Annotated in this window: 9 protein-coding genes; 2 read left to right on the top strand and 7 right to left on the bottom strand. The window is 66.0% G+C overall.

What is annotated here, in order from left to right:
* Positions 1-3: 3 nt before the first annotated feature.
* The gene (locus ACX9NE_RS03495; protein WP_459359786.1) at positions 4-2568 is read right to left on the bottom strand and encodes a bifunctional FO biosynthesis protein CofGH; all 2565 of its coding nucleotides are present in this window, start codon (positions 2566-2568) and stop codon (positions 4-6) included.
* A gap of 294 nt (positions 2569-2862) precedes the next feature.
* Here ACX9NE_RS03495 and ACX9NE_RS03490 point away from each other — a divergent pair, with 294 nt between their 5' ends.
* The gene (locus ACX9NE_RS03490; RefSeq protein ID WP_459359787.1) at positions 2863-3717 is read left to right on the top strand and encodes a PE family protein; all 855 of its coding nucleotides are present in this window, start codon (positions 2863-2865) and stop codon (positions 3715-3717) included.
* Positions 3718-3723: 6 nt separating this feature from the next.
* Here ACX9NE_RS03490 and ACX9NE_RS03485 read toward each other — a convergent pair whose 3' ends face one another.
* A complete protein-coding gene (locus ACX9NE_RS03485; RefSeq protein WP_459359788.1) occupies positions 3724-4185 on the bottom strand; it encodes a hypothetical protein in 462 nt (153 codons plus the stop codon).
* Between the two features lie 103 nt (positions 4186-4288).
* Positions 4289-5188 (bottom strand): N-acetyl-1-D-myo-inositol-2-amino-2-deoxy-alpha-D-glucopyranoside deacetylase, encoded by a 900-nt coding sequence (gene mshB, locus ACX9NE_RS03480; RefSeq protein ID WP_459359789.1) that lies wholly within the window; start codon positions 5186-5188, stop codon positions 4289-4291.
* Between the two features lie 83 nt (positions 5189-5271).
* On the opposite strand from mshB, the gene ACX9NE_RS03475 reads away from it, so the two are divergent.
* Entirely contained in the window at positions 5272-5886 is a 615-nt protein-coding gene (locus ACX9NE_RS03475; RefSeq protein ID WP_459359790.1) for a TetR/AcrR family transcriptional regulator, read from the top strand.
* Between the two features lie 15 nt (positions 5887-5901).
* Here the strand turns inward: ACX9NE_RS03475 and ACX9NE_RS03470 are convergent, their stop codons facing one another.
* From ACX9NE_RS03470 to typA, 4 genes are all read right to left on the bottom strand, one after another.
* Positions 5902-7005 (bottom strand): PE family protein, encoded by a 1104-nt coding sequence (locus tag ACX9NE_RS03470; protein ID WP_459359791.1) that lies wholly within the window; start codon positions 7003-7005, stop codon positions 5902-5904.
* Positions 7006-7271: 266 nt separating this feature from the next.
* Positions 7272-9422 (bottom strand): PE domain-containing protein, encoded by a 2151-nt coding sequence (locus ACX9NE_RS03465; protein ID WP_459359792.1) that lies wholly within the window; start codon positions 9420-9422, stop codon positions 7272-7274.
* 225 nt (positions 9423-9647) lie between these two features.
* On the bottom strand, positions 9648-11540 hold the full coding sequence (locus ACX9NE_RS03460; protein ID WP_459360054.1) for an ABC transporter family substrate-binding protein: 1893 nt from the start codon (positions 11538-11540) through the stop codon (positions 9648-9650).
* Between the two features lie 23 nt (positions 11541-11563).
* Positions 11564-13453 carry a translational GTPase TypA gene (typA, locus tag ACX9NE_RS03455; RefSeq protein ID WP_459359793.1) on the bottom strand — a complete coding sequence of 630 codons (1890 nt, stop codon included), beginning with the start codon at positions 13451-13453 and terminating at the stop codon, positions 11564-11566.
* Positions 13454-13553: the final 100 nt, after the last annotated feature.

Below are 13553 nucleotides of genomic sequence, written 5' to 3'. Positions count from 1 at the left end.
TTCTTACGAGCTGATCACGCAGCCGGCGTTTGCGTACGTGGTCGTCCGCTGACGCGCGGGCCGGCCGATGCCTTCCGCGATCGCGGCCAGTTCGGCGGCTGACTTCGCCGATCCGTGTTCGCTACCGGCCATCCGGGAGATCGTTTCCTCCATCAGCGTGCCGCCCAAGTCGTTGGCACCGCCGTTGAGCATCACCTGGGTGCGCCGCACGCCGAGCTTCACCCAGCTGGTCTGAATGTGCGAGATACGCCCGTGCAGCATGATCCGCGCCAGGGCGTGCACCGCGCGGTTATCGCGGTGTGTCGGCCCGGGCCGCGCGGCACCCGCCAGATACAGCGGCGAATTGTGGTGCACGAAGGGCAGCGGCACGAATTCGGTGAACCCGCCGGTGCGATCCTGGATGCCGCGCAACACGTTGAGATGACCGACCCAGTGCCTCGGGTTGTCGACGTGGCCGTACATCATCGTCGACGACGACCGCAGGCCCACCTCGTGCGCGGTAGTCACGATTTCGACCCACAGTGAGGTCGGCAACTTGCCCTTGGTGAGCACCCATCGGACCTCGTCGTCGAGGATTTCGGCGGCGGTGCCCGGAATGGTGTCCAGGCCCGCCTCGCGCAGCCCGGTAAGCCACTCGCGAATGCTCAACGCGCTCTTGGTCACGCCGTTGGCGATCTCCATCGGGGAAAAGGCGTGCACGTGCATCGACGGCACCCGGTCCTTGACCGCCCGCACCAGATCGGCGTAGCCGGTCACCGGCAGCTCCGGATCGATGCCGCCTTGCATACAGATCTCGGTGGCCCCGGCCACATGCGCCTCCCAGGCGCGATCGGCCACTTCCTGCGCCGACAGCGAGTACGCGTCGGCGTCCCCCTTCCGCTGCGCGAACGCACAGAACCGGCAGCCCGTGTAACAGATATTGGTGAAGTTGATGTTGCGGTTCACCACATAGGTCACGTCGTCGCCGACAGCCTCGCGCCGCAACGAATCAGCAAGCGCGACAACGGCTTTCAACGCCGGACCGTCAGCCGTAGCCAACGCGAGGTATTCGTCGTCGGAGCAGCCGCCGGGTTGGCGTTCCGCCGACCGCAACGCGGCGAGCACATCGGTGGCGATGCGTTCGGGCGCCCGGGCCACCAGCTCGTGTGCCCGCGTGCGGATGGAATCCCAGTCGCCGAAGGCACTGTCGAGGTCACTGCGGGCCTCGGTGTTGCGTCCTTCGGTGTCGATTGCCGCGCCAAGGTCCACCCGACCCGAAGACGCCACCTCGTCGGGCTCCTGCCAGGGCATGCCCACCGGGTTGACGTCCCGGGCAAACCCGGTCGCCGGATCGGCAAGCGCCACAACGTGTCCGCGCACCCGCGGGTCGATCCACGCCGCACCTGCCTGCACATACTTGGGTTGCGCGGTCAGCCGCTGCACCAAGTCATAACCCGCCTCGGCGGTGACGGCGGCCAGGTCATCCAATGCCGGCCACGGCCGTTCGGGGTTGACGTGATCGGGCGTGAGCGGCGAGACACCCCCCCAGTCGTCGACGCCCGCGGCTACCAGTGCCAGGCAGTCGTCGCGGGACACCAGGTTCGGCGGCGCCTGGATGCGCATGCCGGGTCCAAGCACCAGCCGGGCCACCGCCACCGTCGCCAGGTACTCCTCGATTCCGGCATCCGGCACGCCGGCCATCGCGGTATGTTCCTTGGCCCGGAAGTTCTGCACGATCACTTCCTGAATGTGGCCGAACTCCTTGTGCGACTTACGAATCGCGTGCAACGTATCGGCCCGCTCGGCCGCCGTCTCGCCGATGCCCACCAGCAACCCGGTCGTAAATGGGATCGACAACCGCCCGGCGTCGGTCAAAGCACGCAACCGCACCGTCGGGTCTTTGTCGGGACTGCCGTAATGGGCCATTCCCTTGGTCTCGAAAAGCCGCCGCGACGTGGTCTCCAGCATCATGCCCATCGACGGCGCCACCGGCTTGAGCCGAGACATCTCCGACCAGGTCATGACGCCGGGGTTCAGGTGCGGTAGCAACCCCGTCTCTTCGAGTACCCGGATAGCCATCGCCCGCACGTACGACAGGGTCGAGTCGTAGCCGCGCTCGTCGAGCCAGTTGCGGGCCTCCCGCCACCGGTCCTCGGGACGGTCACCGAGGGTGAACAGCGCTTCCTTGCAACCCAGTTCGGCGCCGCGGCGCGCAACATCGAGAATGTCGTCGGGTTCCATGTACATGTCCATGCCCCGCGCGCGCAGCTTTCCCGGGACAGTGACGAACGTGCAGTAATGGCAATTGTCCCGGCACAAATGCGTGATCGGGAGGAAAACCTTGCGTGAATAACTGATCGGCAACCGGCCAGTGGCGCCATGGCGTCCCGCTGACACCAGGCCCGCGTCCCGCACGCGCGCCGCGCTCGCACACAGATCGGCCAGATCGTCGCCGCGTGCCGACATCGCGATCGTAGCCTCGTCGATATTCAGTGGGACACCGTCCCGGGCCCGGCGCAGCACCCGGCGCAACGCCGAGCTACTGACTTTGGGTGGCACGACGGGATTGGGCAATACCGTCGGCTGCATCGGCCCCGGTGTTACTGGCACGTTGGTGTAACTTCCCCACTCACCGATTTCATCCGCATGTCCCACTCTCTGAGAAAGTGCCACGTCGTGAGAAGCCGGAAATACCAGGTCCCACGTCCGCAACAGTAGCGGGAAGGTGCGGCCCGCACGCGACTGACCAGCTTGCTCGATCGGGCGCTTTTTTCCAAGTCAGCAATTCGTGGCAGGCCATCGCGATACGATCTGAGTTCGTCCATGACGCGGGAAAAAGGGCCGGATGCAACCGTACCTGGTATCAAGTAGGGGGTGAGCGAGATGTCGTTTATGCATGCGGCGCCGGAGGCGCTGCAAACGGCCGCCTCCAGCATCGCCGGCATCGGCTCGGAGATCAGTTCAGCCAACGCTGCGGCGTCGCTGCCCACCACCGGCGTGGTAGCCGCGGCCGCCGACCAGGTTTCGGCCCAGGTCGCGGCCCTGTTTTCGTCCCACGCACAGGGTTACCAGCAGCTCAGTACCCAGGTTGCGGATTTTCACGAGAAGTTCGTGCGGGCCCTGGGCACGAGTGCCGCGTCCTACGCCAACGCCGAGAGCTACGCGGCGCGGACTTTGGCCGATGCGGTCAACGCACCCGCCCGGCAGTTGGTCGGTCACCCGCTGATCGGGCCGGTGGCACCCGGTCTGGCCGCCTCCGCCGCCAAGGCCGCAACGCAGATCCAGAGCGCGTTCCAGGGCCTGAATCCGGGCAACCTGCTGAAGCTGGCGCCGACCGGCGGAACCGGTCTGGCCGCCACCGGCGCGCTGCTCGGTCCGCTGGCAGCCGAGGCGGCACCGGCAGCGGTGATCCCCGTGTCATGGGCCAACGCCATCGAAAACTTCTACATCCAAGTCGAACCGTGGGTGCAGTACGGATTCACTCTCGCGTCATACTTTGCGGGCTGGTTGCCCTACATCGGCATTCTGGCGCCGCAGATCAACTTCTTCTACAACCTCTTCGAACCGATCGTGCAACAGGCCCTGTTCAGCTCGCTGGACTGGTTGAGCGGCACGATCACGTTCAGCCAGGGTTTGAGCGAACTCTGGTCAGCCACCTCGAACTCGATCAACAATTTCCTCTACACCGAGTGGTATTGGATTCGCAGCTTCTTTCCGCCGTGGCCGCCGCTGCCGTAACACGCTTCAGCGACGGCCCCGGAGCCGCCACAGCACCCACGCCGGTGGCGCGACGCCCAGCACGATCAAGAACAGTGCCGCATACGCCATCGCGCCCTGTCCGCCGAGGATGATATCGCCGCCGGGACCGCCCAGGCTTGCCACCGCTACCGTGAGCAGCCAGGCCCACAGCGGCAGCGCGGCCACTCGCGGCGAGGTGGTCCACCGGCCTGCGGCCCACACCAGTGCGCCGTTGACCAACCCACTGATCAGCGCGCTCACCGGGAAGGGGACGGAGTCGATATACGACGGCAGCAGCAGCGCCCCGGCCAGCGCGGACAGCACACCGTCAACGGTCAGCAGCGCCAGAACTACAAAACGGATGGCGGGATCCGTCGCGCCGGTCTCCTCACTCGAGACGACGCACGGCTGGGTGTCGGTCAGGTTGGGACGCTGTCGATCTGCGACAGGACCGAACCGATTACCCATTGCAGGCTGTCGAGTCGGTCCTGCCAGTGCTGAAGGTTAGGGTCCAGGTCCGGGTCCATGGGAATTCCTTACTCATACCTTTCGAGGCGTCCTGCACCAGAGCCTAGTTGTCCGAATCGGTGATGCCCAGACCGGCAAGCAAATCCGTCTCCCAGCCGCGTCCATCCCGCTCGCCCGCCGAGCCCGCGACAAGAACATAGTGCTCCTCCGAAAGGATCGGCAGCGCAAGGTTATTCGACAAGGCGCAGGCCCGTCCGGTCGCCCCGACGGTGACTTGCGTGGCGTGGGCCGCGAGTGCGGCGACCTTCGCAGCGTGCGCGTCCGCCCCGGCGTAGACGACGGCGTTGATGTCACTGTCGCGGAAGGTGAACGGAACGTCCTCCGGCGGCAGTGCCCACTCGGATCGCAAATCCTCGGGGACCAGTGCGCGCAGGCCCGCCGCAATGGCGCTTCTGGCCAGGACCGTCCAGTAGAACTTCGGCACCGACCACGGTTCGCCCGGATAGTCGTCGGTACGACCGGAACAAGCCACCGCGGCGGTGGTGACGGCATGCGCGCGAATATGGTCCGGGTGACCGTAGCCACCGTTCGGGTCGTAGGTCACCACGACGTGCGGGCGCAGCTCGCGGATCAGTGCGACGAGCTCTCCCACCGCCTCCCGTTCGTCGGCGTCGACGAACCTGCGCCGCCCCCGCGACTCGGTGCCGGCCATGCCCGAGTCACGCCAACGCCCGGCCCCGCCGAGGTATATGGGACCGCTGACGCCGAGGGCGTGCAACGCACGGCTCAGCTCGCTGATGCGGTAACCACCCAGTTGATCCGCGTGATCGGCGGCGAGTCGGGCCCAGCGGTCACCGATGACTTCGCCCTCCTCACCCAGGGTGCAGGTGACCACATGCACCTGCGCGCCGCGTGCGGTGTAGTGCGCGATAGTGGCTCCATTGGCCAGGCTTTCGTCGTCAGGATGTGCATGTACGAACATCAGCCGCGGCGTCTCAGGCATGGACGAACCCTACCGCCGCCGGCAGGGCACCAGAAAAAACGCTTCCGGTGAACGATAGGAACGCCAGTGGCTACTATCGACGGATGCCGCAGGGTAGTCAGACCACATCGAGTGCGAGCCGCAGCCGCCGTCGCGGCGAGGTACTCGAACGGGCACTCTTTGCCGCCACGTTGGCCGAGTTGGCCGCAGTCGGATACGGCGGTCTGACCATGGAAGGCATCGCGGCCCGCGCGCGTACCGGCAAGGCGGCGTTGTACCGGCGTTGGGCCAGCAAGCACGACCTGGTGCAAGCCGCCATGACGCGCAATGTGCCACCGCTGCCCGAGCCGCGCCCCGGACGGTCGCCGCGGGAGAATCTGCTGGCAGTGTTCACCGCGCACCGTGACGTGCTGGCGGGCAAAACCGACTTTCCCGGTATGGAGATCATCAGCCAGCTGATCCACGAGCCCGAATTGCGGGCTATCTTCGTCGACGCTGTAATCGTGCCACGCATGAAAATCGTCGAGTCGATCCTGAAAGCCGCGGTCCACACCGGTGACCTCGATCCGGGGATGATCACCCCGCTGACCGCGCGGATCGGGCCGGCCCTGATCAATCAGCACTTCATGCTCACCGGCACACCGCCGAACCGCCGGGAACTGGCCCTGATCGTCGATACCGTCATACCGCCGAAAGCAACTACGGCACCACGGAATTGATGCCTGGCGTGCGAGCTAGGCGCCGGTTATCAATCCGACCAGGTCCGCACCAGCCATCACACTCTGGTCGAAAGCACCCAGCAGGCCGCCGATTTGACCGCCATTGAAGGACTGCGCCCCGCTACCAAGCAACAGGCTGGAGGTGAAGTTCGCCGGCACCTGCGGTCCGAAGAACAGGTTGACCGCCTGCTCACCGGAACCCACCAGGAGGTTGCCGACATTGAAGCTGCGGTTCAGCAGACCGTTGAGCGCGCTGTCAGTATGGAAAACCTGCTGTTCCCAGGCTACTTCGTTGGTCACCAACGCATGATTGAACGCCAACTCGTTGGCCACCAGGTTCTGATTGAAAGTGATCTGCGTTTGCTCGAATCCTTGGAAGGGACCGCCGGCCGCCGCCACGGCCTGCAGCGGTGAGAAGGACGCCGCCGTCGGTGACGTGTTGCCCGCGGCGAGTCCCAGCAGATCGGCCGGGACCATCAGGCTCTGGTCGAAAGCTCCGACCAGGCCACCGATTTGCCCACCATTGAACGATTGGGCCCCGGTGCCGAGCAACAGGCCGGAGGTGAAGTTCACCGGCACCGAGGCGCCGGTGAACAGGTTCAACGTCTGCTCGCCGGTACCCACCAAGAGATTGCCGACGTTGAAACTTCGATTCAGGGCGCCGTTCAACGCACTGTCAGTGCCGAAGAACTGCCGCTCGAAAGCCACCTCATTGGTCACCAGCGCGCGATTGAAGGCCAGTTCGTTGGCCACCAGATTCGAGTTGAAGGCGATCTGTGCCTGCTCCAGCTGCCGCATCGGAGACGCGGTCGCGGCGATCGCCTGCAGTGGTGACACATTGGCCGCTTCCGCACCGGAGTAAGCAGCGCCCGCCGATCGAATGGCCTGCACGAACTGATCGTGGAATTTGGACGCCTGCGCGCTGAGGCTTTGAAATTCCTGGCCGTGCGCACCGAAAAGTGTTGCGATAGCTGCTGATATCTCGTCGGCGCCCGCAGGCAGCACCGACGTCGTCGCCGACGCCGCCGCTGAACCGGCCGAGCCGAGCGCCGAGCCGATCCCGGCCAAATCCGTTGCGGCTGAAGAGAGATACTCCGGAAGTACCGTCAAAATGGACATCGCAAACCCTCCCGTTCCTGGTGCGGTGACCCTCCCCGGCCGATCGCACAGACGCGCAGAATGTAGAGATCGTAAGCACATCCCAGGCACCGCTTCGGTGTTTTCTATGAAATGACCTGTATCAATCCGGCGCATCTTCGCTGCGCGGACAAAGCTTCGCGGAATGAACTCGATTGCCACGGATGATGTTGGGTGCCAACGAAGCCCGATCGGCCCGTTCACCACATGGGCGACGAGCCGATCGGGGAATGCATCCGGCCGGGCGGTTACCCGTTGACGTTGACCGTGCCTCCGACCGTGCCGCCCACATTGCCGCCGAGAGCGCCCGTCAATGTGGCATTCAGCTGAGTCAGCAGGCTCGGTAGTCCGCCGGTGAGTGTCAACTGGATCGGCGAGAGGAGACTGCTCAGCACGGCGCCGTCGAACAACCACTTCTGTTCGAAGGCACCCAGCAGACCACCGGCCGTCAGGCCGCCGAAGACATCTCCGGGGGCGCTGACCAGCAGGCTGCCCGTCAAATCCACTGCGGGCGCGCCCAACAGCGCGTTGATGACGCCTTGGGGTGTGCCTACCAGGAGCAGATTAAGGCCATTGAAGGCATTGTTCACGGCGCCGTTGAGGGCGCCACCCGTCCCGAAGACGAGGGTTTGGAACATCTGCTCGTTGGCGACCAGGGCGGCATTGAATGCCAACTGGTTGTTGACCATTGCCTGCAAGCCGGCCGGGGTGAGGCCCAGCTGAGTCAGCAACGAGGCGTTCACGCCAGGCAGGCCGCCCAGCGCCGCGTTGAGCGACAGCAGTTGGTGGGCAACGCCGGTCAAGCCGCCGCCCGCCGGGAAGCCACCGCCGACAGTGAGCGCGGGACTGACGAGCAGGCTGCTGGTCAGGTTGGCCGCAGGGGCCCCGACGACGGCATTGACGAGCTGTTCACCGGTACCGAGCAACAGGTTTCCGGCATTGAGGGCGAAGCCGGCGGGGCCGATCAGCGCTGCCGGGCCCAGCAGCCCGGCAACCAGCGCCCGCTCGTTGGCGACGAGACCCTGGTTGAACGCGATTTCGCTGGCGACCAACCCACTCAGGGCGCCGCGCTGCAGCCGTTCGAAGCCCGCAAGCCCGGCCGTCGGAAGACCTGCGACCGTATTCACCAGAGCGGTAAGTCCCGTGGTGTCGCCGTTGAGGGCTCCGGTGAGTGCCGCGTTGATCTGACCCCCCAAAGCCGGCAGGCCGACATTGATGTTGGCCCCCAGCCCGGACAGCACGGCGTTGAAGTTGCCTGCCAGCGTGGCGCCGGCCTGAGTCAACGCCCTGAAGTCGGGCAGCGCGAAGTTGGGCAACGTCAGATTGGGCAGCGTGAAATTCGGAATCGTGAAGTTGAAGCCGGGCAGCGTGAAGCCGGGAAGCCCCAGGTTCCCCGACAGCGCCCCGTTCAGCGCGGTACTGAGCTGAGCGCCCAGCGCCGGGAAGCCGGCCGTGAAATTGGCAACCAGCGCAGGCAGATTCGCGGTGAACCCGCCCGTCAGGGCGGGCAGGCTCACGTTCAAGCCGACCGGCAAGCCGGACAGCGCCGCGTTGAGATTGGCAGCCAACGAGCCGCCGGTCTGCGCCAGTCCGGCCAGACCCGAACTCAGGCCGGTAGCCAGCATGCCACCAGTCTGGGCGAGCCCCGCAAGCCCGGCATTCACGTTGGCCGCGAACGCATTACCCACAGCGGCTAAGTCGGGCAGTCCGCCGCTGAGGGCACCTGACAGGGCAGCGTTGAGCTGCGCGCCGAGGCCGGAGAGCCCGCCGGTGAACGCACCCGAAAGCAGGCCCGGTCCGATGTTGGCGTCCAGGGCACTGTCGATGGCCAGACTGGCATTGAAGTTGGCCGGAACTTGTGCTCCCAAAAGCAGATTGACGGCCTGCTGGCCGCCACCCACGAATGAGTTGGCGAAATTCAGGCCGGCGTCCGCAGCCCTGGACAGGACGTTACCGCCGCCCAGGAGAGCCTGCCGCACCGCTACCTCGGCACCCACCAGGGACTGGTTGAACGACACCTCGGCGTTGACCAGATTCCCGGTGAACCCGGCATAAGCCTGGCCCAGACCGTCCAGCGACACCGCCGGAGCCGCCAGCCCATTCACCAAGTTCTGCATGGTATTTGCCTCAGCTGCCGCATACGCGTTGGCCCCGGCCGTCACGGTTCGTACGAACTGTTCGTAGGAAGCCGCGACCTGTGCGCTGACCCGTTGATATCCCGCCGCATTCTCCGAAAACAGCGCCGCGATCTGCACCGACACTTCGTCGGCGGCCGCGGCGAGCAAGCCCGTGGTCGAGGCAGCCGCTGCCGCATTGGCAGCACCGAGCGCAGACCCGATACCGGACAGATTGGTTGCGAACGCCGACACCATTGGTGGCTCGACAAAGACAGATGACATGGACCGACCCCTCACCGCAACGATTGCTGGCTTACCCCGGCCCGATCAGGTGCCCTCTACCCCCGACCGAAGCGTATCGCGGGGGTTGACCGGAGCATGCGATTTCTAAACATGGATTTTGTAACAATTTGTCGCGGGCCCGATTGGCCGGTCCGCATCAAGCCCCGAGCCGAGCAAGCAGTCTTGGGATGACGCCGAAATGATCTGTATGGCATCAAATTCGGGCTATTGCCCAGTCTTGACCCACTGGCCGGCGTCACCGACGATGCCGACTGGCACCGCGCCGGTCAGGCTGACGTTCTGCACGCTGGGTCCCGCCGCGACGATGGTGGTGTCCTGCAGGATGGGCAAGACGGTGGACATGTTCCACAGTCGCGGCTCCACCGCAGCGATCACATCGTTGATGTTCTTGGTGCCGCTGAGGGCGGCGTCGATATTCGACTCGATGCTGCGGTCGCAGATTCCGGTCAGGTTCGACGGCGCTTTCACCAGCGCGCCGGGCTCGGGTGGCCGGCCCGGGCTCGTCGGTGGCGACGTGAGGTCCGGACCGGCCTGTTGGGTAGCCGAAGAGGGTGTCGGCGCGGCAGTGGTCGGCGCGTTGGGAGCGGGCACCTCGGTCGCCTGCAGAGCCGGGCAACTGAATCGGGACGCCAAGGACGTGGCCAGGTTTCCCCCGGCCTGATGCCAGCCCACCAACGCGTCCACCTCGTGGTTATTCAGCGCATCGCGATACAGCGTCACCGGATCCAGCGCCAGCACGCTTGCGGCGATGCCGACGTTGCGCAGTTGGTCGGCGGCGGTGTTGGCCACCGCCACCGACGTCGGGTCGTTGACTGCTACCCCGATCACCAGGGACAACTGCTTGCCGTCCTTGCTGACTCGGCCACGGATGACTTCCGGCGGCCCGGTGCTCACCGGCGCCGTCGAAGCGGGCGCCGCGGAAACCGATGTGATGCTTTCTATTTGAAAGCCAGCCGACTCCAGCAGCCCAAGCGCCGCCGGCGTACTCATGGCCGGCGGTGCGGTCGGCACATAACCGGGGTCACTGGGCGAACGGATCTGCGCCTGTGCCAGGGTGACGGTGTTGTCGCTGCCCGCCCCTACCGCGGCGAGCAGGTCAACGTCGACCAGACCCAGAATCGCCTTGCGCACTTGGGAATCGGCCAGCTTGGGCTCGTTCGCGCGCAGTGTCATCTGCATTACCCGGGGTGTCACGATGCGGGCGGTCCGCACGTCGGGAATCGCCGACAGCTGGGCGAATGCCGCCGATCCGCCGTGCACCTGGGCTACCTGAGTGTCGCCATTGCGCACCGAATCGGCCAACGCCGCCGGGGCACCGGCCCGGCGGAACTGGATCAGCGCCGGTTTGGCGGGCGGTCCCCAGTAGCGGTCGTTGCGGGCGATCAGAATCTCGTCGCGCTGTGGGTCGATGTTCTCCACCCGGAACTGCCCGCCGGTGACGGGCAGCGCGCGGGCCAGGCCGGAGGAGAACCCGCCGGGGACGTCCTTGACGATGTGCGCGGGCAACAGGTTGTTGAACAACTCCCGCCACGCCGGGTACGGCTGGGCGAAGGTGACGACGGCCTGCTTGCCACCTTCCAGCGATTGGACAGAGGTGATGAGGTCATAGCCGGCCGGGTCCACCACGCCGGGCTGGCTGACCATCTGCCGCCACAGGTACCAGAAGTCATCGGCCGCAATCGGGGCGTTGTCGGTCCACTGTGCCTCCGGCCGGATCTTGTAGGTCACCGTGAACGGGTTCTCGCTCGTCACGTCCGCCGACACCAACAGCGTGGGGTCCATTTCCCAGCGCGATCCCGTCGACGAGGTGGGATCGGGCAGCGGACGGAACGCGCTCGGCAGCACCAGGGCGCTGATTGCCGCGTTCACCGGGGACAGATCGGAGACCAGGTGCGGGTTGAAGCCGGCCCCGATCGAGTCGATACCCATGATGATCTGGGTGGGGCGCTGCGGTGGCGGCGGAGTGTTATGCGGGGTGTCGGTACTCTGCGGGGCCGGCGGCGGGCTCACGGTGCAGCCGGACAACACCAGCCCGATCGCCGCCACCAGCACGCCGATCGCCACCAGGACGTGGCGGGCTCGGTGCAGCACGCCCATCAGGGTATCGAGGCGCACGCGGCCTACCCGCGGGCCTTGGCACGGGATCGGCTGCGGGCACGTGAGGTGGCGTCCAACTCCACCTTGCGAACCCGGACGATCTCCGGAGTCACCTCGACGCACTCGTCTTGCGCACAGAACTCCATCGCCTGTTCGAGGTCCAGCTCGAGCGACTTGGCCAGGGTCTCGATGACGTCCGCAGTCGAGGACCGCATGTTGGTGAGCTTCTTCTCCCGGGTGACGTTGATATCGAGATCCTCGGCCCGTGGATTGATCCCGACGACCATGCCTTCATAAGTCTCCTGGCCGGGTTCGACGAAGAACTGGCCGCGGTCGGCGAGTTGGATCAGCGCGAACGGGGTGATGACACCGGCACGATCGGACACCAGCGAGCCGGTGTGGCGGGCCCGGATCTCACCGGCCCACGGGCGGTAGCCGTCGAACACCGCGTTGGCGATACCGGTGCCGCGCGTCAGGGTCAGGAAGTCGGTACGGAAACCGATCAGGCCGCGGCTGGGCACGATGAAGTCCATCCGGACCCACCCGGCGGCGTGGTTGGTCATCTCCTCCATGCGGCCCTTGCGCGCGGCCATCAATTGCGTTATCGCGCCGACGAATTCGTCGGGGCAATCGATCGTCATCGCCTCGAACGGCTCGTGCAGCCGACCGTCGATCGTCCTGGTGACCACCTGGGGCTTGCCGACGGTGAGCTCGAATCCCTCCCGCCGCATCGTCTCGACCAACACGGCCAGCGCCAGTTCGCCCCGGCCCTGAACCTCCCACGCGTCGGGCCGGCCGATGTCGACGACCCGGATCGACACGTTGCCGACCAACTCGGCGTCCAGCCGGTTACGGACCATGCGCGCGGTCAGCTTGTGCCCAGACACCTTGCCGGCCAGCGGCGAGGTGTTGGTGCCGATGGTCACCGAGATGGCCGGCTCGTCAACAGTGATCCGCGGTAGCGCATGAGCATGGTCGGGGTCGGCCAGGGTGTCACCGATCATGATCTCGGGCAGCCCTGCTACGGCCACGATGTCTCCTGCGGCCGCTTCCTCCGTGGGGCTGCGCTCGACGCCCTCGGTGGCCAACAGTTCGGTGATCTTGGCGTTGGTGATGACGGGCACTCCGTCCACCTCACGCATCCATGCCACTTGCTGGCCCTTGCGCAGCTTGCCGTTGTAGATACGGATCAGGGCCAGTCGACCGAGAAACGCCGAAGCGTCAAGGTTGGTCACCAGAGCCTGCAGAGGTGCCTCGGGGTCGCCGGAGGGCGCGGGGATGTGTTCCATCAGCACCTCGAACAGCGGGTCGAGGTTGTGGCCGGCGGGCACTTCGCCGTCGGCGGGCGGCTCGGTGCTGGCGATGCCGGCCCGACCGGAGGCATACAGGGTCGGCAGGCCCAGCGCATGCTCGGCCGCCTTGGCGGCCTCGTGGTCGAGGTCGGATGCGACGTCGAGCAGCAGGTCGTGGCTGGCGTCGACAACCTCGGAGATACGTGCGTCGGGCCGGTCGGTCTTGTTGACCACCAGGATCACCGGCAGGTGCGCGGTCAGCGCCTTGCGCAGCACGAACCTGGTTTGCGGCAGCGGGCCCTCCGACGCGTCGACCAGCAGCAGCACCCCGTCGACCATGGACAGGCCGCGCTCCACCTCGCCGCCGAAGTCGGCATGCCCGGGCGTGTCGATGACATTTATTACTGTGACCGTCCCGTCCGCGTTGTGACGGTGTACCGCCGTGTTCTTCGCCAGGATGGTGATGCCTTTTTCCTTTTCGAGGTCACCGCTGTCCATGATGCGTTCCTGGGTGTCGTCACCGCGGTGGTGCAGCGCGCCCGACTGCCGCAGCATCGCGTCGACCAGGGTGGTTTTGCCGTGGTCGACGTGCGCGACGATGGCGACATTGCGGAATGGCACGTCGGTGATTGTGGCAGTGGGGGGCCGGGATAGCGAACTGGGCAGCTCACCACGGTCGGCGAACGTAGATTGCGGCCGGCTCACCGGAGTCGCGTCATTT

The organism is Mycobacterium sp. ML4 (assembly GCF_054515735.1).
Note: the sequence above shows the minus strand (reverse complement) of the source record. Positions and strands in the feature narration are given on the sequence as shown.

What these genes read in the sequence shown, in the direction of transcription:
- ACX9NE_RS03495 (WP_459359786.1), bottom strand. Translation starts at nt 2,568, where the DNA reads ATGCAGCCGACGGTATTGCCCAATCCCGTCGTGCCACCCAAAGTCAGT.
- ACX9NE_RS03490 (WP_459359787.1), top strand. Translation starts at nt 2,863, where the DNA reads ATGTCGTTTATGCATGCGGCGCCGGAGGCGCTGCAAACGGCCGCCTCC.
- ACX9NE_RS03485 (WP_459359788.1), bottom strand. Translation starts at nt 4,185, where the DNA reads ATGGGTAATCGGTTCGGTCCTGTCGCAGATCGACAGCGTCCCAACCTG.
- mshB (WP_459359789.1), bottom strand. Translation starts at nt 5,188, where the DNA reads ATGCCTGAGACGCCGCGGCTGATGTTCGTACATGCACATCCTGACGAC.
- ACX9NE_RS03475 (WP_459359790.1), top strand. Translation starts at nt 5,272, where the DNA reads ATGCCGCAGGGTAGTCAGACCACATCGAGTGCGAGCCGCAGCCGCCGT.
- ACX9NE_RS03470 (WP_459359791.1), bottom strand. Translation starts at nt 7,005, where the DNA reads ATGTCCATTTTGACGGTACTTCCGGAGTATCTCTCTTCAGCCGCAACG.
- ACX9NE_RS03465 (WP_459359792.1), bottom strand. Translation starts at nt 9,422, where the DNA reads ATGTCATCTGTCTTTGTCGAGCCACCAATGGTGTCGGCGTTCGCAACC.
- ACX9NE_RS03460 (WP_459360054.1), bottom strand. Translation starts at nt 11,540, where the DNA reads ATGGGCGTGCTGCACCGAGCCCGCCACGTCCTGGTGGCGATCGGCGTG.